General features: G+C 69.2%; 17 protein-coding genes and 1 pseudogene. 9 read left to right on the forward strand and 9 right to left on the reverse strand.

Annotation, left to right across the window (positions count from 1 at the left end; translation table 11 throughout):
• Positions 1-240 precede the first annotated feature (240 nt).
• The 3 genes from ACFY0T_RS10655 to ACFY0T_RS10665 all read right to left on the reverse strand — a co-directional run bounded on the left by ACFY0T_RS10655 (position 241) and on the right by ACFY0T_RS10665 (position 3007).
• Entirely contained in the window at positions 241-1830 is a 1590-nt protein-coding gene (locus ACFY0T_RS10655; RefSeq protein ID WP_388867160.1) for a putative T7SS-secreted protein, read from the reverse strand.
• A gap of 109 nt (positions 1831-1939) precedes the next feature.
• Positions 1940-2146 (reverse strand): DUF397 domain-containing protein, encoded by a 207-nt coding sequence (locus ACFY0T_RS10660; protein ID WP_388867162.1) that lies wholly within the window; start codon positions 2144-2146, stop codon positions 1940-1942.
• Between the two features lie 9 nt (positions 2147-2155).
• Complete coding sequence (locus tag ACFY0T_RS10665) at positions 2156-3007, reverse strand: helix-turn-helix domain-containing protein (protein ID WP_388867163.1); 852 nt, start codon at positions 3005-3007, stop codon at positions 2156-2158.
• 236 nt (positions 3008-3243) lie between these two features.
• Here ACFY0T_RS10665 and ACFY0T_RS10670 point away from each other — a divergent pair, with 236 nt between their 5' ends.
• Positions 3244-3645, forward strand: a complete 402-nt coding sequence (locus ACFY0T_RS10670; protein ID WP_388867166.1) for an ATP-binding protein — start codon at positions 3244-3246, stop codon at positions 3643-3645.
• Between the two features lie 14 nt (positions 3646-3659).
• Here the strand turns inward: ACFY0T_RS10670 and ACFY0T_RS10675 are convergent, their stop codons facing one another.
• Together ACFY0T_RS10675 and ACFY0T_RS10680 are read right to left on the reverse strand one after the other, a co-directional pair.
• A complete protein-coding gene (locus ACFY0T_RS10675) occupies positions 3660-4739 on the reverse strand; it encodes a hypothetical protein (RefSeq protein ID WP_388867169.1) in 1080 nt (359 codons plus the stop codon).
• 2 nt (positions 4740-4741) lie between these two features.
• Positions 4742-5395 (reverse strand): hypothetical protein, encoded by a 654-nt coding sequence (locus tag ACFY0T_RS10680; protein WP_388867172.1) that lies wholly within the window; start codon positions 5393-5395, stop codon positions 4742-4744.
• Positions 5396-5725: 330 nt separating this feature from the next.
• On the opposite strand from ACFY0T_RS10680, the gene ACFY0T_RS10685 reads away from it, so the two are divergent.
• The 4 genes from ACFY0T_RS10685 to ACFY0T_RS10700 all read left to right on the forward strand — a co-directional run bounded on the left by ACFY0T_RS10685 (position 5726) and on the right by ACFY0T_RS10700 (position 11722).
• Positions 5726-8734 (forward strand): BTAD domain-containing putative transcriptional regulator, encoded by a 3009-nt coding sequence (locus ACFY0T_RS10685; protein ID WP_388867175.1) that lies wholly within the window; start codon positions 5726-5728, stop codon positions 8732-8734.
• A gap of 193 nt (positions 8735-8927) precedes the next feature.
• A complete protein-coding gene (locus ACFY0T_RS10690) occupies positions 8928-9950 on the forward strand; it encodes a prepilin peptidase (protein ID WP_388867178.1) in 1023 nt (340 codons plus the stop codon).
• Between the two features lie 102 nt (positions 9951-10052).
• Positions 10053-11252, forward strand: a complete 1200-nt coding sequence (gene mqnC, locus ACFY0T_RS10695) for a cyclic dehypoxanthinyl futalosine synthase (protein ID WP_388867181.1) — start codon at positions 10053-10055, stop codon at positions 11250-11252.
• A gap of 17 nt (positions 11253-11269) precedes the next feature.
• On the forward strand, positions 11270-11722 hold the full coding sequence (locus tag ACFY0T_RS10700) for a hypothetical protein (RefSeq protein WP_388867184.1): 453 nt from the start codon (positions 11270-11272) through the stop codon (positions 11720-11722).
• A gap of 86 nt (positions 11723-11808) precedes the next feature.
• Here ACFY0T_RS10700 and ACFY0T_RS10705 read toward each other — a convergent pair whose 3' ends face one another.
• Entirely contained in the window at positions 11809-12906 is a 1098-nt protein-coding gene (locus tag ACFY0T_RS10705) for a chitinase (RefSeq protein WP_388868264.1), read from the reverse strand.
• On the opposite strand from ACFY0T_RS10705, the pseudogene ACFY0T_RS10710 reads away from it, so the two are divergent.
• Positions 12883-13245: pseudogene (locus ACFY0T_RS10710) on the forward strand (acyltransferase); the annotation flags it as partial. The gene ACFY0T_RS10705 and the pseudogene ACFY0T_RS10710 overlap by 24 nt on opposite strands.
• 82 nt (positions 13246-13327) lie before the next feature.
• Entirely contained in the window at positions 13328-14020 is a 693-nt protein-coding gene (locus ACFY0T_RS10715; RefSeq protein WP_388867187.1) for a demethylmenaquinone methyltransferase, read from the forward strand.
• A gap of 131 nt (positions 14021-14151) precedes the next feature.
• Here ACFY0T_RS10715 and ACFY0T_RS10720 read toward each other — a convergent pair whose 3' ends face one another.
• The gene (locus ACFY0T_RS10720; protein WP_388867189.1) at positions 14152-14484 is read right to left on the reverse strand and encodes a PASTA domain-containing protein; all 333 of its coding nucleotides are present in this window, start codon (positions 14482-14484) and stop codon (positions 14152-14154) included.
• Positions 14485-14581: 97 nt separating this feature from the next.
• Positions 14582-15091: a GNAT family N-acetyltransferase gene (locus ACFY0T_RS10725; RefSeq protein ID WP_388867191.1), complete on the reverse strand. Its 510-nt coding sequence runs from the start codon at positions 15089-15091 to the stop codon at positions 14582-14584.
• Between the two features lie 98 nt (positions 15092-15189).
• Here ACFY0T_RS10725 and ACFY0T_RS10730 point away from each other — a divergent pair, with 98 nt between their 5' ends.
• Positions 15190-16488, forward strand: coding sequence for a geranylgeranyl reductase family protein (locus tag ACFY0T_RS10730; protein WP_388867194.1), 1299 nt, complete (start codon positions 15190-15192; stop codon positions 16486-16488).
• A gap of 43 nt (positions 16489-16531) precedes the next feature.
• On the opposite strand, the gene def is transcribed toward ACFY0T_RS10730, so the two are convergent.
• Positions 16532-17158: a peptide deformylase gene (gene def, locus ACFY0T_RS10735; RefSeq protein ID WP_388867197.1), complete on the reverse strand. Its 627-nt coding sequence runs from the start codon at positions 17156-17158 to the stop codon at positions 16532-16534.
• Positions 17159-17250: 92 nt separating this feature from the next.
• On the opposite strand from def, the gene ACFY0T_RS10740 reads away from it, so the two are divergent.
• A complete protein-coding gene (locus ACFY0T_RS10740; protein ID WP_388867200.1) occupies positions 17251-19062 on the forward strand; it encodes an FAD-dependent oxidoreductase in 1812 nt (603 codons plus the stop codon).
• The last annotated feature ends 71 nt before the right edge of the window (positions 19063-19133 follow it).

A 19133-nucleotide genomic window follows, 5' to 3' on the forward strand; every position in this document is an offset into this window, starting at 1 on the left:
GGAAGAATTCTGCGTGTTGCTCCGACGCCTCCAGGCAGGAGAAATGCAGATTGCCGTCAAGGAAGGCGGGCACACGGGACCAGGGATCCCGAATCAGGCGATATCCGGTAACTTCTTCGCACTGTCCGGGCACCGGAGGCGCTGGATCTCCGCAGATCTGGCAGTGATTGAGGTCGGGCATCTTTCTGCCTGTCGGTCGAGGTCGAGGTCGGGGTGAGGTGTGGTGGGGGAATCCGTTCACTATAGACCGGACGTGGGCACGATCCCGCCCCGGTCGCTGATCGGTCCACCAGGCGGATAGGTGCCTTGGGGTAGATCCAGTACACCGTTGTTGTCGAAGAACCGGAGGTTTCCGTCGCGACTGATCACCACCTCCATGTGAGGTGAGCGTTTGTTTTCGAGGTCGCGACTCATGCTGTTCTTGGTACCGCGTGCCGCTTCGAGCTCATCGGGCGGCCCGGGTATTCGGTCTTCCGGGTGCGTGTGAACGGTGAATTTGTATCCCTCGTCCCGCAGCTCCTTCGGCATCATCGTGGTGACCTCGTCACCTTGGAACAGGCGCATTTCGCCGGCCGGGTTCTGTGCTACCGCGTGTTCCACGCCGTGGAATTTCTGCAGTTCGGCCATGTGGGAGATGTGCACTTCGTTCGGGCCGATGCGTACGGGGCCGCGTGTGAGCGCTTTGGCGAGTTGGCGTGCCTTGGGGGAAAGGGCACGGTAGGGGATCGTTCCGCCGAAGAGTCGTGTTGATCCCTTGAACGGCCGGTAAATACCCCGGAGGCCCTCGCCCGACCGGATCTGTCGCGCCTTTTTGAGGAGCCCCCCGCCGATTCCCTTCATGAATGCGCCACCCAGGGCGCGCAGGCCGCCCGCCTTCCAGAGCTTGCCGAGTTTGGCGAGGCTGGTGAAGCCCTTGGTGGCTGGGATGCAGTCCAGGACAGCGAAGAGTAGATCGCCCCAGCCTGCTTGGCCGTTGAGCATTTTTCTTACGGTGTCGGCCAACACGACCAGGGCCGCCGCGAAGACCAGCCAGCCCAGCGGGCCGCCGACGATCATCACGATGATGCCGACGATGGTCACGACCCACTTGCAGACCGTGACGATCTCGTCCCAGTGGTCGGAGACCCAGTCGGTGACCTCTTCCCACCAGTGGCGGTTGTGGATGCCGGCGTCGGAGGCCTCGTGGAGTTTCTTCACCGTGCGGCGGGCGGCGTCCTCACGCAGCCCCTTGGCCTGGTTGGCCAGTCGCTTCGCCGCGTCCAGGGAGTTCTGCGCGCTGTCGACGTCGTTCTGCGCGGCGGTCTGCTTCTCCTTGGCGTGCTGTGCGTTGCGCGTTGCCCGGCGCACCTCGGCCTCGTCCGGCTTGGGGACGTCCTTGGCGCCGCCGTTCTTGTCCGGGTCGTACGAGTCCGCCTTCGCGGTGGCGGTACGCACCCAGTCGTTCGCGCCCGACAACGCCGTCTGCGCGGTGGACAGCTCCTCACGCGCCTTGCGCCCGTCCCGCAGCGCCTTGTCCGCCTTCGTCTGGGCGTCCTCCAGGTCCGGCCAGTACGTGGCCAGCGCGTCGCCCGCGAGGTTGTACGACTTCTTCAGCTTCTTCAGCTGCCCGGGAACGTCCTCGAACTCCGCCGTGAACGCGTCCGCCGTCTTACCCGCCCACTTCAGGACCGCGTCCTCATTCGCCATGCCCTTCACGTCTCGCAGGATCTGGGAGACGTCGTCGGCGAAGTCGTGCAGCGATCCCGCGAGCTTCCTCACCCGCTGCGGGTCACCGGGGGTCGGATCGTGATCCAGGTCGAGTATGTGCCAGTCCGCCGGCCTGTGCGACACGTGTTCCCCCGTAACACCTGCAACCTCTGATTCAGAACGTACGTGTGAACGTATCGCACCGTCTGTTGCTAGTGGGACGTCGACTGCGGTTCGGCCGGTTCCGGGGTAGTTACGCCGGAGGCGTGGTGAGGGAGCCGGTCTTTATGCCCCGGAGGAGGTGGGCGAGGGGGGTGGGGGTGGTGGTGAGGTGGGTGGTGGGGGTGTCGCTTTCGCGGAGGTGGATGGAGCGGGGGGCGGTGATAGCCAGTTCCACGCAGGTATTGCCGTCGCCGCCGTCGGAGAAGGTCGACTTCTGCCAGTGCACGGCCTCGGTCATGGAAGTGCCTCACAGTTCCTTTGACAGTCGGTGGATGAAGTCCCGCGACGCGGTGGGATCCAGCGCCGCGTTTTCCACCCTACGGAACAGTGTTCGAAGCCGCTTCAGTTGGGGTTCGGCGTCGATGAACGCGGTACCCGTCGGAGCGTCACGCAGGCCGGTGTCCAGTTGGGGTACCGGACCGCCGGTGTACATCATCGAGGCTCCAGCACCTGCGAAGCCGTCCTGGTCTGTGGGGATGACGCGCACGGTGGTGCGACCGTGCTCGATCTGGTCCAGGATTCTCCGGAGTTGAGCGCGGGCGACCGGGCGATCGGACACCCGAATGCGCAGGGCGAACTCGTGGATGATTGTCTCGTACGGAGTTGGGGTGTCGCCGTCGATGACGGCTCGTCGCCGCATGCGGTGTTCCACGCGAGGTTCCAACTCGCTCTCGGGTAGCCCCGGAACCATGAACGTGTAAACCGCCCGAGCGTAGTCCGGAGTTTGTAGAAGTCCCGGGACGTGTGTGATCACCACCTCGCGCAGGCGCGTCGCGTGGTGCTCCAACTCGGCGACGTCTAGGAAAACCGGCGGTAGCACCCCTCGGTACTCCTGCCACCAACCCCGCGTGCGGTCGGTTGCCATGGTCGTCAGTGCCTCGATCAATGGCTTGTCCGTACAGGCGTAATGGGCGGCTAGACGACGCACGCGGTCGGCGCTCACTCCGGCGACCCCGGACTCGATCTGGCTGATCTGGACCGAATCGGCCCCGAGTAGCGCGGCGGCCTCCCGGGCCCTCATGCCGGTCGCCTCGCGCAGTTTGCGCAGTTCGGTGCCCAGTCGCACCCTGCGGGCTGTGAGATGCCTCTTCGGCGGCATGAGCGTCTCCTCGTCCCAACTGCCCTACAGGCGTACCTCGTTCGGGGGCCAGAATACGGCAACGTGTTGCGCATTCCTAAAGTTAGGAAATACCGTCAGTGACGCGACGCACACGCTGCGGAACTATGGGACTCCCGGAAGCGCACCACTCCGTCCTGCCACGACGGCTGTGACACTGCCACCGCCCGACGCCGCCGCACACCATCAACTCCCCACACAGCAATCGGAGTTCACGCATGCCCAAAACCGAACCCTGGGAATACGCGCTCCACATCCCGCACGAAGACCGCGCGGTCACCGTCTGCCGCCGTACCGTCCGCCTGATCCTCACGCTGCACGGCCTGATCCGCCTCGCGGACGTCGCCGAGCTGCTGGCGGCGGAGCTGGTCTCCAATGCCGTACGGCATACGAAGGGGCCCGCGACCCTGCGCCTGTGCTGGCGGGACGGGGTACTGCGGATCGGCACGTGGGACGCGAGCCCCGAGCCACCGCCGTACAAACTGGCGGTGGCCTCCGACGCGGAAGCGGGCCGCGGCCTCGGGCTCGTCCAGGCCTGCGCCGACAACTGGGGCTGGCTTCCAATGCGGCAGGGCGGGGACACCGGCAAGTACGTGTGGTGCGACCTCGGTGCCGCGTAATGAGCGGCTCGTGCTCAGCGGTTGATCGACTGGATCTCTTGGACGTTGATGTCCTGGGTGGTCTCGAAGGTGCCGTTGGGGAGGGGGCCGCCGGTGCCGCCGGTTCCCTCCCAGGTGATCTGCCAGGTGACGCTGGCCTTCAGTTGGTACGGCTGCCCGTTCGTGGCGCGGAGGTAGGTGATTCCGCATGGCGGGGTCTTGTCGGCGTCGCCCGTCTTGTACGGGGTGCCGATGGAAGCGTCGTCGTTGAAGGTGCACTCGCCGGAGGCGGGGAAGGTTTCGGCGTCGTCGGTGCCGGGCTCGAGGTGAAGGGCGACCGGCTTGGCCGTGGTCTCCGCCCAGAGGTCGGTGTTGGGGAGCTCGGCGCGGACCGTGACCTCCTGGAAGGTGCCCTTGTCCAGCCAGATCCAAGTGGGCAGGTTCACCGTCGACTTACCCTCGGGCTTCAGCTCGATCTCGGTGTTGGGGATCTTGACCTGGTCGTAGGCGTACTCGGCGAGTGTCTTGGCGGTCGGGGCGTTCGGGACCTTGGGGACGGTGTTGCCGTCCTGCCAGAACATGATCCGGCCGCAGTCCCAGGAGTCCGGGTCGGTGTCGTCGGGCGCGACGCTGCGCCAGAAGTAGCCTTTCTTGCCGATGTTGTAGTCCTTGTAGCCGGGGGCCACCGACCAGGTGTCATCGAAGTTCTTGTCGGGCTTGCCGTCCCTGTAGTGGTCGGTCCACAGCCCCTTGCCGATCCATGTCTCGTGGACACCGACGTCGCCGCTGCCGTCCGTCTCCGAGAACTTCTTGAGCTGCTCGGGCGTCATGACGGGCTCGTACCAGCAGGCCGGGGGCTTCCAGTTGGTGTCGACCGGCGTGAGGTTGCCCCGCTTGCCGGTGGTGGGGCCCTTCACTTGGCGGACTTTGATCTGGGAGTGGGTGGCGGAGGCGTAGATGTTCCCCTTGCCGTCGGTGTTGCCCGAAGGCCCTGACGGTGGAGGAGGTGTGGTGTTGTCCGCGGGGCCGTCGGCGTACGCCACGCCCCCGCCGCACAGCACCAGCGCCACTGCTGCCGCTGCTGCCGAACTCCACTGCGGAGACAGTCCCGACATCCTCATTCCTGGCACTCCTTGGCCTTGCCCTTGACCTCGATGACCTGTGTCTTCCAGACCTGCGATGAGCCGCTCGGCGGGAACATGAGCATGGTGAACTTCTGGAAGCTGGTGAGGCTTTCCTTCGTGCGGAGGACCTTTTTGGTCTTGATTTCCTTGCCGTAGAACTTGGCCTGGTTTCTACAGAAGTTGACGAGGACGCGCTTTCCGTCGCTCAGGGTGTCGGTGTCGGCGTTGTAGTACCGATCCGTCCCGGTGACCGTCCAGCCACCCTTCACCCAGGCCTGAATCTGGGACTTGGCGTACTGGGATGCGTTGCCGTCCGAATAGAACTGGTACGCCGGATCGTCCGGGTCCTGCTGAGCGATGCCGTGATCCAGCGCCCGGATGTAGTTCTGGGCGTCGGCGAGTGCCGCCGCCTGCTTGGCGTCCGACGGCTTGTCGAAGTCGAAGACCAGATCCAGGTCCTTCGGCACACTCACGTCGGGCCGATCCGCGTCGGACGCCCCTGACGCGGACGCCGAAGGACTGCTCGCCCCCGTCTCCGCCCCCTTGATGTCGTCGGACGAGTCGTCGTTGCTGCCGCCGCAGGCGGTGAGCAGCAGGGTTGCTGTCGCGGCGAGCGCGGCGGCGATGGTCAGGGTGCGGCGGGCCACGATCGATCTCCCCCTGTGTAAGGCATGTGTGCAACAGAGAACGAAGCTACCAGGGGCGCGTAAAGGGGGGCGGGGCGCCAGAGGGGGATTGTGTGGGGGCCGTGAGAACTGTGACATGACGGTTGCGAATGGAGTGGAGGCTGGACGACACGGGGGTTGCGGCCCGAACGGTAACTCGGGCTTAGGGGGCGGATGGTGAGGAATCAGGCGCGCGGCCTGTCGCACCCCCTGTCTGGCCTTCGACTACCTCCGTACGATCTCGGTAGGCTCAGCACACCCCCCAGGACTCTCAGCTGTACTCCCTCCCCACACGACCCCAGGACACCCGCCATGGCGCGACGCACCACTTCCAGCTCGACGGGAAGCTCGCCGGGTCCGAGGAATCGGACGCCGCAGCCCCTGCCCCGGCGTCGCCGGACGTTCGGGGACTTCGTGAAGGCGTTCGGAGCCTTCGTCGCCCTGGTCGTGCTGCTGGTCGGGGTGCCGGGCGCGCTGGTCGTCAGCGTCGGGTGGCCGCTGCCGCACGGGGCGCCGTCGCTGGACTGGCTGCAGCAGGAGATCACCGTCGGCACGTTCATCCACGTGCTGACCGTCATCGTCTGGTTCGCCTGGGCCCAGTTCACCGCCTGCGTACTCGTCGAGGTGAAGGCCGCGCTGTCCGGCGTGGGGCTGCCGAACCGCGTACCGGGCGCCGGGGCAAGCCAGTTGCTGGCGCGCCAGCTCGTCGCCGCGCTGCTCCTGGTCGGCGCCACCGCGGCCAGCTTCACGCCGGGGCTCTCGCAGCTCGGGCAGAGCCTGGAGGGGAACCAGCGGGGGACGGTCGCCGCCGCGCAGCAGACCCCGGGCGGGCTGTTCGGACAGCAGCAGGAGCAGGCCGCCTCCAGCGCGGCCGCCGCGATCGCCGAGCAGGCCGCCAACGCGGCCTCGCATGCCGACAGCGGGAGCGGTCACGCCGCCAAGGAAGGCGACACCAAGTACTACCGGATCCAGCCGCCCGAGGGACGGCACCACGACTCGCTCTGGGAGATCGCCGAGCGGCATCTCGGGGACGGGCGCCGGTACAAGGAGATCTACCAGCTCAACAAGGACCGTACGCAGCCCGACGGTTCCAAGCTCTCCGAGGCCAGCCTGATCCGGCCCGGGTGGATCCTCGAAATGCCCGGCGACGCCCACGGCGGCGAGCTCGTCGAGATGCCCGACGAGGCGCCCAAGGTCTCGGAGCAGGTCCAGCAGCAGATCCACGACTACGCCAAGACCGGGGATCACCAGCAGGGCGGGAGCGGTCAGCAGGGCGGTGGCTCCGGCGATCGGGACACCGCGCACATCCACGTGCCCCAGCAGCGGCCCAGCAGCGACCAGGGCGGCAATGACCAGGCCGGCGGCGGCAACCAGCAGCAGGAGCACGCCACTTCCGGATCCGAGTCCGGGTCGGAGTCCGCGTCCGACGGCTTCACCTTCGGGCTTCCCCAAGCACTCGTCGGCGCGCCCCTCCTCGCCGCCGGCCTCCTCGGCGCCCTCGGCCGCCGACGCCGGCAGGCGCTGTGGCAGTCGGCGCTCGGCGCCGTCGGCGGGCGGCGCGGCATGGAGCCGCCGATCCCGACCGGGTCCGCCGCGGACGCACAGGACGCGCTGCTCGTGGGCGCCGACCCCGAGGGCGTACGCCTGCTCGACCTGTCGCTGCGCGGACTCGCGGCCGCCCTCGCGGCCGAGTCCCGCCCGCTGCCGACCGTCTACGCGGCCTGGCTCAGCGGCAACGGCGATCTGCATCTGCAGCTCGCCCAGCCGGCCGGGAAGCCGCCCGCGCCGTGGCAGCTCGGCCAGGACCAGACGTTCTGGATGCTGGCGCGGACGGACGCGGAGCGGTACGAGGACGTCGACACCGCCGCGCCCTACCCCGGGCTGGTGAGCCTGGGCACCATGGACGACTCCCGGCTGCTCCTCAACCTCGAGTCCGTCCCCGGCATCGTGTCGCTCAGTGGCAGCGAGCGCGACCGCGCGGGCGTCTTCGCCTCCGTCGCCGCCGAGTTGGCGACCAACGGCTGGTCCGACCGCATGACGATCACGCTCGTCGGCTTCGGGCAGGACCTGACGCCGCTCGCGCCCAACCGGCTGCGCCACCTCGACGACGTCGAAGCACTCGTCGAGACCATGGAGGCGGAGACGCGGCAGCGGCGCGGTGCGCTGGGCGCCGCCGGGCACGACTCCGTGCTCACCGGCCGTACCGGGCCCGCCCAGCACACCCGTTGGGCCCCGCACCTCGTGCTGCTCGCCGCCGAACCGTCCGCCGAGGACGCCGTCAAGCTCGCCGAACTCGCCGCCGACGCCGGCCGCTTGGGCATCGGCTACCTCGTCGGCACCGAGAGCGGCGATCTGCCGGGCGCCGCCTGGGAGATGGAGATCACCAGCCAGGGCAAGCTGCTCGCGCCGCTGCTCGGGCTCGAACTCGACGCGCAGCTGCTGCCGGTGGCGCAGCAGCGGGCGGTCGTGGAACTGTTCGTCGAGGCGGACCCCGAGCGGGAGAACGCCAACGCGTCGGCGCCGCCGTTCCTCGTCGACATCAGCGAGCAGGGGCGGCCGGCGGTGTACGCGCGGCTCGTGGGCCCGTACGAGATCATCGGTCTGGAGACGCCCGACGGCGAGCGCAGTCCGCTGATGCACGAGGCGCTGGCGCTGCTGCTCCTGCACCGGGAGGGTGTGCACCCGCGGGTGCTGTCCTCCGCGCTGTGGCCGCGCGGTGTCACCGAGGACGTACGCGACGCGCTCGTCGAGCGGCTGCGCGACTGGCTCGGCAACGACCCCGACGGCACGCCGCGCCTCGGCACCGACGCGACCGGGCGGCTCACGCTCGCCAAGTCGGTCGTGTCCGACCTGGATGTACTGCGCTCGCTCTACCACGAGGCGACGCAGGGCAAGGGCGTCAACAGCCGTGCCGTACGCGGCCGGTTGCTCACCGACGCGCTCGTACTCGTCCGCGGGCCGCTGCTCGCCGACCGTCCGCAGGGGCGTTACGGCTGGCTCACCCACGAGATCATCGACGCCCAACTCCCGCTGCTCGTCGCGGACATCGGGCTCGCCCTGTCCGCGTTCCATCTGGAGAAGGACCGGGCGGAGAAGGCCATCGAGGCGCTGAACGCGGCGTTGGGCTCCGCTCCGGGGGACGAGCGGCTCTGGCACGAGCTTCTGCGTGCGACGCATGCCACTGGGGACAGCGAGCGGCTGACGCGGCTCGCTGCGGACCTGGTCTCCCGCAGCGGGGCGCGGGGGGTGCCGCCGCGGACCGAGGCGCTCCTCGACGAGCTGCTGCCGACTTGGCGTAGTGGCGTGGCCGCCGTCGGGTGAGGTGGGCCTGACTTCCCGGCGCCGGGGCTGGACCGTGTTGATTCGTCGCCCGGCGCTGCAGGCTGGCCCACCCTCCCCCAAGTTCTCGGCTTCGCTCGAACAGGGGGACCCCCATCGCCCTGCGGAACGATTGCCCACAGCGGTAGCAGTCGCGGTAGCGACAGTCCTCGGATGGGCTACGTAGGGTGTGCGCGTGGATCTCGATGTCTGGCTGACGGGCGGCGCCGCCCTGTGGGGCGCGGCGGCGGGGCTGCTGGTGCCGCGGGCCGCGTATCGCTTCTCGGTGCGGCCGGAGGAGACGTGGCGGGACCGGTGTCCCGAGGGGCATCTGATCACAGGCATCGCGGGCGGCTGGCTCGGCCTCGCCCGCTGCGCGGCGTGCGGCGGCTCGGTGCGTACGTCGTCTGGTTCCTCTCGTACGTCGCCCGGGGCGCCGCCCGAAGACGGCGACGCGGGCGAGGCGGTGTCCGGCAACGCGGGGCGGCAGACGGTATCCGGTGACGCGGGGCGGCAGACGGTATCCGGTGACGCGGGACGGCAGGCCGTGTCCGGCAACGCGGGGCGGCAGGCCATGTCCGGCGGTGTAGAGGGCGGGCCGTCCGGCGGCGAGGGCCGGGCCGTGTCCGGTGACGCGGGGTGCGTCGTCCCCACCCCCGGTCGTGCCCCCGCTTCGTACGGGCCGAGCACCCCCCTCCTCTCCCTGACCACCGCCCTCGTCTGTGCTGGTCTCGCGTTCGTCACCGGTGCTCGGCCCGAGCTCGGGGTGTGGCTGTTGCTGGTACCGCTCGGCGTGCTGCTCGCCGTCGTGGACTTCACGGTGCAGCGGCTGCCGGATGTGCTGACCCTGCCGCTCGCGGGCGCCGCGCTCGCGCTGCTCGGGGTGGTGGCGGCCGTGCCCGAGCACGCGGGGGACTGGCTGACGGCGCTGTTCGGGGCGCTCGCGCTCGGGGGCGGGTACTTCGTCCTCTTCCTCGTCAATCCGAACGGCATGGGGTTCGGGGATGTGAAGCTCGCGCTGGGGCTCGGGGCCCTGCTCGGCTGGTACGGCTGGAGCGTGGTGTTCCTGGGGACCTTCGCCGGGTTCCTGTTCGGCGGGCTGTACGGGATGGGGCTCGTCGTGGTGCGACGCGCCGGGCGGAAGACGTCCATCCCCTTCGGGCCGTTCCTGATCGCGGGGGCGTACGTCGGGCTCCTGATCGGGGCGTACGCGGCCTGAACAGGGCGCGATCGACGGCGTACGCGGCCTGACGTCGGGTGTGGGAACCGGCTGGCGTAGGCTGGTTCGGTCCGTCCACAACCCTTACGAAAGGGACGCCCGGTGACCGAGAACGCCGACCTCCAGTCCGTCCTCGACCGTGCCGCCGAGGGTGGGCGGATCACCCCGGAAGAGGCCCTCGACCTCTACCGAGACGCCCCGCTGCACGCGCTGGGCGCCGCCGCCGACGCCGTACGCCGCCGCCGGTACGCCGGTACCGAGCACATCGCCACGTACATCATCGAGCGCAACATCAACTACACGAACGTGTGCGTCACGGCGTGCAAGTTCTGCGCCTTCTACGCGGCCCCGAAGGACACCGAGAAGGGGTGGACCCGGGACCTGGACGACATCCTGCGCCGGTGCGCGGAGACCGTCGAGCTCGGCGGTACGCAGATCATGTTCCAGGGCGGGCACCACCCGGACTACGGCGTCGAGTACTACGAGAAGCACTTCGCCGCGATCAAGGCCGCGTACCCGGAGCTGGTCATCCACTCCCTCGGCGCCTCCGAGGTCGAGCACATGGCCCGGATCTCCAAGGTGAGCGTGGAGGAGGCCATTCAGCGGATTCACGCCGCCGGTCTCGACTCCTTCGCCGGCGCCGGTGCGGAGCTGCTCCCCGAGCGGCCGCGCAAGGCGATCGCCCCGCTGAAGGAGAGCGGCGAGCGCTGGCTGGAGATCATGGAAGCCGCGCACCGGCTGGGCGTCGAGTCGACGTCCACCATGCTCATGGGCACCGGCGAGACCAACGCCGAGCGCATCGAGCACCTGCGGATGATCCGTGACGTACAGGACCGGACGGGTGGCTTCCGTGCCTTCATCCCGTACACCTACCAGCCCGAGAACAACCACCTGAAGGGCCGTACGCAGGCCACGCTCTTCGAGTACCTGCGGATGATCGCCATCGCGCGGCTGTTCATGGACAACATCGCCCACATCCAGGGCTCCTGGCTCACCACCGGCAAGGAGGTCGGCCAGCTCTCCCTGCACTACGGCGCGGACGACCTCGGCTCGATCATGCTGGAGGAGAACGTGGTCTCCTCGGCGGGCGCCAAGCACCGCTCCAATCGCCTTGAGATCATCGACCTGATCCGCAAGGCCGGGCGCGTACCCGCCCAGCGGACGACGACGTACGAGCACATCGTCGTCCACGACGACCCGGCGAACGACCCGGTCGACGAGCGGGTCATGTCCCACATCTCCTCGACCGCGATCGCGGGCGGCACCGCCCATCCCGAGCTGAAGCTGCTCGCGTCCAACTAGGGCTGGACGGAGCTGACGTGGAGACGATTCACGCGGCTGACGAGGTGCGGATCAACTGGCACACCGGAGAGCCGATCAAGGACGGCGCGGTGATCGTGGGCCGTGATCGCGTCGGGGCCGTCGGCACCTTCGCGGAGATGCGGGAGAGGGCTCCCGACGCGCGCGTACGGCGGTGGCCCGGCGTGCTGGGGCCCGCCCTCGTCCACGAAGACCCGCTCCCGGACGCGCCGACACCGCGTGAACGCGTTCACGCGGTGCTGAAGCTCGGCGCGGTGGCGGTCCTCGAGGAGTACGCCGATACGCCCGAACTCCGGGCGGCAGCCGCGCGGAACGACGTCGTGGTCGTCCCGAGCGCGGCGCGGCGGCCCGCGATCATCCCGACCGGTCGCGCCGACCTCGCCGTCTTCGACGCGGACGGCACCTGCATCGCCACAGTCTGCGCGGGCCGTCTGGTCCACAGACGCCGCTGAGCTGCTTCAGCTCCCGTGCACCGGAGTGCCCCTTCAGGGGCGCGGGGAACTGCACGACCAGCCACATACGACCCGCAGTGTCCCACTCACCCGGCGAGCGCCTCCGCGAACGCCCCCGAACTCTGCGTCACCCCACTGCAGTTGGTAGCCGCATCGTCAGACGCAGAGTCATCGTCCTCGCACTGCTGGTCGCGGAAGGTCGACCACATGGAGACCCAGGCGATCTGCTTCTCCTCGGCGAACGTCCGCACCTGGGCCGCGTCGGCGAGGGTGAACGTCTCGTTGTCGACGTCGTTCACGCCGATCATCGAGGTGAGCGCGAGCCCCTGCCACGCGCCCGCGCTCGACAGCCCGAAGACGTCCGCCAGTTGGTCGTGGGCCGCCTCGGCGGACGTCTCGGCGTAGTCGCCCATGTCGCCGGCGTACGAACTGCCGTAGTTCATCGTCATGATGTTGACGGTGGAGACCTTCACGGCGTGGTCGTTGGCGGACTCCAGCAGCGCCAGGCTGTCGTCGTCGAGCCCGGACGGCATCACCGGCAGCGTGAAGGAGACCTTCAGGTCGGTGCGCTCCTTCTGGAGCAGCGCGATCGCCTTGGAGCGCAGCGCGACCGAGTCGGAGTCGGTCAACTCGTCGCCCTCGATGTCGAAGTCCGCCTGCGTCGACCCGGCGGCATCCAGAGCAGCCCCATAGGCCGCGGCGAGCCCGCTCGCGCTGTCGCAGGTCGACGCGAGTTCCTTGCCGGACGCGCCCCCGAAGGCCACGCGCACGCTCGCGCCGGACTCCTTGAGAGCCGAGATCCGGGACTTCACGGCCGAGTTGCCGACGGCGTACGTCCCGTTCCACTTCGGCGTGCAGTCGCTGCCGTCCGAAATCACAAAGGCCAGGTTGTACGTCGTCGGCGACCCGGTGGAGTCGGTGTCGGACGCGGTGGTGGCGCTCACGTACGGGGCGTACGAGGTGGTGGACGAGGACTCGGTGGTTGAGGGTGCCGCACTCGACTGTGAGGACTGTGAGGACTGCGAGGAATGCGAGGACTGCGAGGACTGCGGGGTCTGCGCAGGCGCCGCGTCCGATGTGTCGTCACCGCCCGAGGAGCACCCCGTACAGGCCAGAGCCACCAGGCAGACGAGCCCGGCGGCCGGCTTCAGGAAACTCCTCTGGACGAGGTCCCGCTCGCGCAGACCTTCTGGTCGGCCGGCTTCGTGACGCTGCTGATGTACTTCAAGGCGTACTACAACGTCGACTTCGCCTGGCTCGCCCGCTTCAAGCGGCTCGACCGGACCGTGACGATCTTCAACGGGCGCGCGGTGACGATCTACCTCTGGCACGAGATCGCGCTCATCCTCGCGGTCCCGCTGATCGACCAGTTCTGGAAGGTCCCGGCCTTCGAGAAGTGGCTGCCGCTGGAGAGCCAGTGGTTCATGTTCGGCATCGGCTGGGTGCTGATCTGGATCGCGATCCCGCTGTTCGGCTGGGTCGAGGACGCGGCCGCGAAGAAGAAACCGAAGCTGCTGCCGTGAGTGCGCCCCGAGGGGTTGCGTGAGACCGGCGTACGGGCCGGGTGCTGGAGAGTCGCCCGGTCCGTACTGCCACAATGGGTTCGTGACCCGCGCATCCCTGGACAAGCAGCCGCACGAAGTCGCCTCGATGTTCGACAACGTGGCGGAACGGTACGACCTCACCAATGACGTGCTGTCCCTCGGCCAGGACCGGCGATGGCGCAAGGAGGTCGCGAAGGCGGTCGACGCGCGGCCCGCGCAGAAGATCCTGGACCTGGCGGCCGGTACGGCGACCTCGTCCCTCCCCTTCGCCCGCTCGGGCGCGTACGTCGTGCCGTGCGACTTCTCCCTCGGCATGCTCCGGGTCGGCAAGAAGAACTACCCCTGGCTGCCGCTGACCGCCGGCGACGCGACGAAACTGCCCTTCAAGGACGACACCTTCGACGCGGTCACCATCTCCTTCGGGCTGCGCAACGTGCAGGACACCGACGCGGCGCTGAGCGAGCTGTACCGGGTGACCAAGCCCGGCGGCCGCGTCGTGATCTGCGAGTTCTCGCACCCCACCTGGGCGCCGTTCCGCATGGTGTACACCGAGTACCTGATGCGCGCGCTGCCGCCGGTCGCCCGCGCGGTCTCCTCCAACCCCGAGGCGTACGTCTACCTCGCCGAGTCCATCCGCGCCTGGCCGAACCAGCCCGAGCTGGCCGGGCTGCTGCGCAAGGCGGGCTGGTCGAAGGTGGCCTGGCGGAACCTGACGGGCGGGGTCGTGGCGCTGCACCGGGGCTTCAAGGCCTGAGGTTCCTTATGGCCTGAGGCACTTCAAGGCCTGAGGCGGTTCCAGACGTGCCGCTCTACACGGCGTGACGCGCTTCAATGCGTGACGCGCTTCAAGGCGTGACGCCCTTCAAGGTCTGATCGGGGTGCCGGTCACCTCAGGACCTCGAACGGATCGCCCGGCTCGTCGAGTTCGCGGCGCATCCCGCCCGACGGCGGCCGTGGCAGCCGTGGCTCGCGCACCCCCGCGCCGCCCTCGGCGTCACCGAGGTCGAACCACACGGTGACCACGGCACCGCGCGGGATCTCCGCGCCTGGCGGGGGATATTGGCGTACCACGTAGTCGACGACCGTGAGATGGAAGTCGGGTCGGTCGGGCGCGGCGAGCAGCACACCTCGCGCCTCGGCCGTCTCGCGCGCGTCCACGGCCATCAGGCCCACGAGCCGCGGTACGCGCACTTCGGGTGTCTTGGGTGTTATGCGCACAGACGTCACCCCCAGCGGTACCGGAAGGGTAAGCCCCGTCCATGTCCTTCCGGAAGCCGTCAGAGGTCCTGTCGGAGGCGCCCCAGGGCCCTTGCGGTCAGGCCAGGGCCAGCCGGTAGCGGTGCCCCTCCTGCCCCGTCGCCGGACTCGTGAACCGCTCGGCGAGCTCCATGCCGAGCCGTCGTGTCACCGCGATGGAGCGTTCGTTGCGCGCGTTGACCATGGCCACGACGCTGGAGACGCCCGCCGCGCGGACCCGCTCCAGGGTGGTGCGCGCGGCCGCCGTGACGTACCCCTTGCCCCAGTGCGCCCGCCCGAGCCGCCAGCCGATCTCGATCTGGCCGGTCGGCCCCCACTCGTACGGCCATGGCTGCGCGCCCGTGAAGCCCAGCACCTCGCCCGCCGAGTCGACCATCGTCCACAGACAGAATCCGTGCTCCGCGTCGTGCCGCCGCTGCCGCGCGGTGAGCTCCTCGTACACGGACAGCTCGGCCGCCCGGCCCCCGTGGAACTCCATGACCTCCGGGTCGGCGAAGACCCGGTGCCAGGCGAAGGCGTCCTCGTCCGTGGGGACACGGAGCTGTACGTCGGGGAGAGCTCGGTTCACGGGGCAGCCCTTCAGCCAGGTGATCAGTACCGCTGCATAGACTGCCCATGTCCAGTGCCCGTCGGCACGTTGATTTCGAATCTTGGGGAGAACCCGCCGTGACCGAGCCCCAGCCCCTCTCCGAAAACACCGCCGATGTCATCGTCGTCGGGGCCGGGCCAGCCGGTTCCACCACCGCGTACTACCTGGCGAAGGCGGGACTGGACGTCCTGCTCCTCGAGAAGACCGCGTTCCCGCGCGAGAAGGTGTGCGGTGACGGGCTGACCCCGCGCGCCACCAAGCAGCTCGTCTCGATGGGCATCGACATCTCGGAAGAGGCGGGCTGGCTCCGGAACAAGGGCCTGCGCATCATCGGCGGCGGCGTACGCCTCCAGCTGGACTGGCCGGATCTCGCCTCCTTCCCCGACTACGGACTCGTCCGCAAGCGGGACGACTTCGACGAGCAGCTGGCGCGGCAGGCGCAGAAGGCGGGCGCGCGGCTGTACGAGCGCTGCAACGTCGGCGCCCCGATCATCGACGACCGCACCGGCCGTATCACCGGCGTCCACGCCAAGCTCGGCGACACCGGTGAGAAGCGCGAGGTCACCTTCCACGCGCCGCTGGTCGTCGCCGCCGACGGCAACTCCACCCGTCTCTCGCTGGCGATGGGACTGCACCGCCGCGAGGACCGCCCGATGGGCGTCGCGGTCCGTACGTACTTCACCTCTCCGCGCCACGAGGACGACTACCTGGAGTCCTGGCTGGAGCTGTGGGACCGGCGGGGGCCGGGCGAGGACCGTCTCCTCCCGGGCTACGGCTGGATCTTCGGCATGGGCGACGGCACCTCGAACGTCGGTCTCGGCGTGCTCAACACCTCCGCCTCCTTCAAGGAGCTGGACTGGCGCGAGGTCCTGAAGGCGTGGTGCGCCTCGATGCCGGAGGACTGGGGCTACACCCCCGAGAACATGACCGGCCCCATCCGCGGCGCCGCCCTCCCCATGGCCTTCAACCGCCAACCGCACTACACGAAGGGCCTGTTGCTGGTCGGCGACGCCGGCGGCCTGGTGAACCCCTTCAACGGCGAGGGCATCGCCTACGCCATGGAGTCCGGCCAGATCGCCGCCGACGTCATCGTCCAGGCCCACGCGCGCGCCACCCCCGGCCAGCGCGAACTGGCCCTCCAGCGCTACCCGCGCGTCCTCAAGGACACCTACGGCGGCTACTACACCCTCGGCCGCGCCTTCGTGAAGCTCATCGGCAACCCAAAGGTCATGAAGATCGCCACGCAGCGCGGCCTCACCCACCCGCTGCTGATGAAGTTCACGCTGAAGATGCTCGCCAACCTGACCGACCCCACGGGCGGCGACGCGATGGACCGCATCATCAACGGTCTGTCGAAGGTGGCCCCGAAGGCCTGACTACCGGCTGAGTTCCGCCTCTTTGACGGCGCGGCGGTCACGGCTACCGGCTCAGCTCGGCTTCCTTGACGGCGCGGCGGGCGAGCACCCGCTCGCGCCGGTCGGCCACTTGCCGCAGGGCGTCCTTCCGCTCCCGCCGGGACAGCCGGTCCAGGTAGACGTGCCCGTCGACGTGGTCGGTCTCGTGTTGGAGGCAGCGTGCGAAGTACCCCGTCCCCTCGATGACCAGGGCGTTCCCCTCCTTGTCGACGCCGCGTACGACGGCACGATCGGGACGGGGTACGTCCATGACGGCGCCCGGTACGGACAGGCACCCCTCGCCCTCGTCGAGGAGGCGTCGGCCGGCCGTGTCGAGCTGGTCCAGGACCGGGTTGGCGATGTGGCCGACGTGCCGGACGCCGTCGTCGTCCGGGCAGTCGTACACGAAGAGCCTGAGATCGACGCCGACCTGATTCGCGGCGAGCCCCGCGCCGTCGGCGACGTACATCGTCAGGAACATGTCGTCGATGAGCGCGGCGAGGTCGGGACCGAACTCGGTCACGTCCCGGCACGCCTTGTGCAACACCTCTTCCCCCACCTCGGTGATCCGCCGCACCGATCCGCGAGCGGCCTCCGGTGTCAACCGGGGGTATGACGTGACGGGCTTTCCCTGGACGAACACACGTGGCATGGCTGGTTCTCCTTGAGCTGGTGTGTGGATGCTGTGGGCGGCTGGTGGGACGGGTTTCGTCCTCGGACGTCCCTCCCTACCCTCCGGTACTCATGACAACAGAACAGAACGAGCAGCCACAGGAGTACGCCGGCCACACACGGAGACGGTTCCTGACGGGAGCCGGCGGAGCTGTCGGTGCCGTCGCCTTATGGCCGGGCTCAGCCGCGGCAGCCGCCTCCGGCAAACGCGTCGCCGTCCTCGGCGGCGGCGTCTCCGGCCTCAGCGCCGCCCATGAACTCGCCGAGCGGGGCTACGCGGTGACCGTCTACGAGTACTACGACGTCCTCGGCGGCAAGGCCCGCTCGATGGACGTCCCCGGGACGGCCGGCGGCGGCCGCAAACCGCTCCCCGGCGAACACGGCTTCCGGTTCTTCCCCGGTTTCTACCGGAACCTCCCGGCAACGATGCGCCGGATTCCCTTCCCCGGCAACGCGAACGGCGTCCACGACAACCTCCGCGGCGGCACCGAGGCCCTCTTCGCCCGCGCGAGCGGACGGCCCGATCTGCACTTCCCGCTGCGGCGGGCGACGACCCCGCCCGCGCCCGGCGACATCACCCCGTCCTGGATCCGCGACGAGCTGCTGTCCGTGCTCGACCTGGGCACCCGGCTGCCCGCCCACGAGGCCGCGTACTTCGCCGACCGTGTCCTCGTCCACCTCACCAGCTGCGACGCCCGCCGCGAGGACCAGTGGGAGAAGACCTCCTGGTGGGACTTCATCCGCGCCGAGCAGATGAGCGAGGAGTACCGGACGCTCCTCGGCATCGGCCAGACCCGCAACCTCGTCGCCACCCGCGCCGAGGTCGCCTCCACCCGCACGGTCGGTCGCGTCATCATCGAGGCCCTGCTGCTGTGGGGCCTGCTCGGCCGAGGCATGGACGGCGACGCCGATGTCGACCGCGTCCTCAACGCACCGACGAGCGAGGCGTGGATCGCCCCCTGGGAGACATACCTGCGCTCGCTGGGCGTCGAGTTCGTGACACGCACACACGTGCGCGAGGTCCTGTACGCGGGCGGGCGCGTCACCGGCGTACGCGTCTCGGCCCCGGACGGCAGCCAGGAACGCACCGTCACCGCCGACCACTACGTCTCAGCCATGCCCGTGGAGCATGCGCGGGGGACCTGGGGCCCGGCCCTGCGCGCCGCCGACCCGCAGCTCGCCAAGTGCGACGCCCTGAAGACGGACTGGATGGTGGGCATCCAGTTCTATCTGCGCACGCCGACGCCCGTGGTGCACGGGCACATCAACTGCCTCGACTCGCCGTGGTCGGTGACGGGCATCGGGCAGGCCCAATTCTGGGACGTACGCGACTTTTCGGCCGACTACGGCGACGGCAGCGCCCACGACTGCCTCTCGGCGATCGTCTCGGAGTGGGACAAGCCGGGCATCCTGTACGGCAAGACGGCCCGTGAGTGCAGCAAGGAGGAGATCGTCGCCGAGACCTGGACGCAGCTCAAGGACGGCCTCAACGACTCCGGGAAGACGACGCTCACGGACGCCGACCGGCTCGGCTGGTTCATGGACCCGGCGGTGACCGGGCTCGGCGGCCCGGACCCGCAGAACCGCGAGCCGCTCCTCATCCACCCGACGGGAACCCTCTACAACCGCCCGTCCGCCCGGACCGCCGTGCCGAACTTCTTCCTCGCCGGCGACTACGTACGCACCGACGTGGACCTGGCGACCATGGAGGGCGCCAACGAGTCCGCACGCCGGGCTGTCAACGCCCTCCTGGACGCGGACAATTCTGGCGCCGAGCGCTGTGAGATCTGGGAGCTGTACCGGCCGCCGGAGATGGAACCCCTGAAGCGCGTGGACGAACTCCGTTACAAGCTGGGCCTACCCAATACATTCGACCTCGGATAGGGCGAATTCGACCCAGGATGGGCGAAAGGGCCGCCGCCCCCGAGGCGGCGGCCCTCACACCGTACGTATCA

This window comes from Streptomyces sp. NPDC001530, assembly GCF_042894545.1.
Taxonomy (GTDB): domain Bacteria; phylum Actinomycetota; class Actinomycetes; order Streptomycetales; family Streptomycetaceae; genus Streptomyces.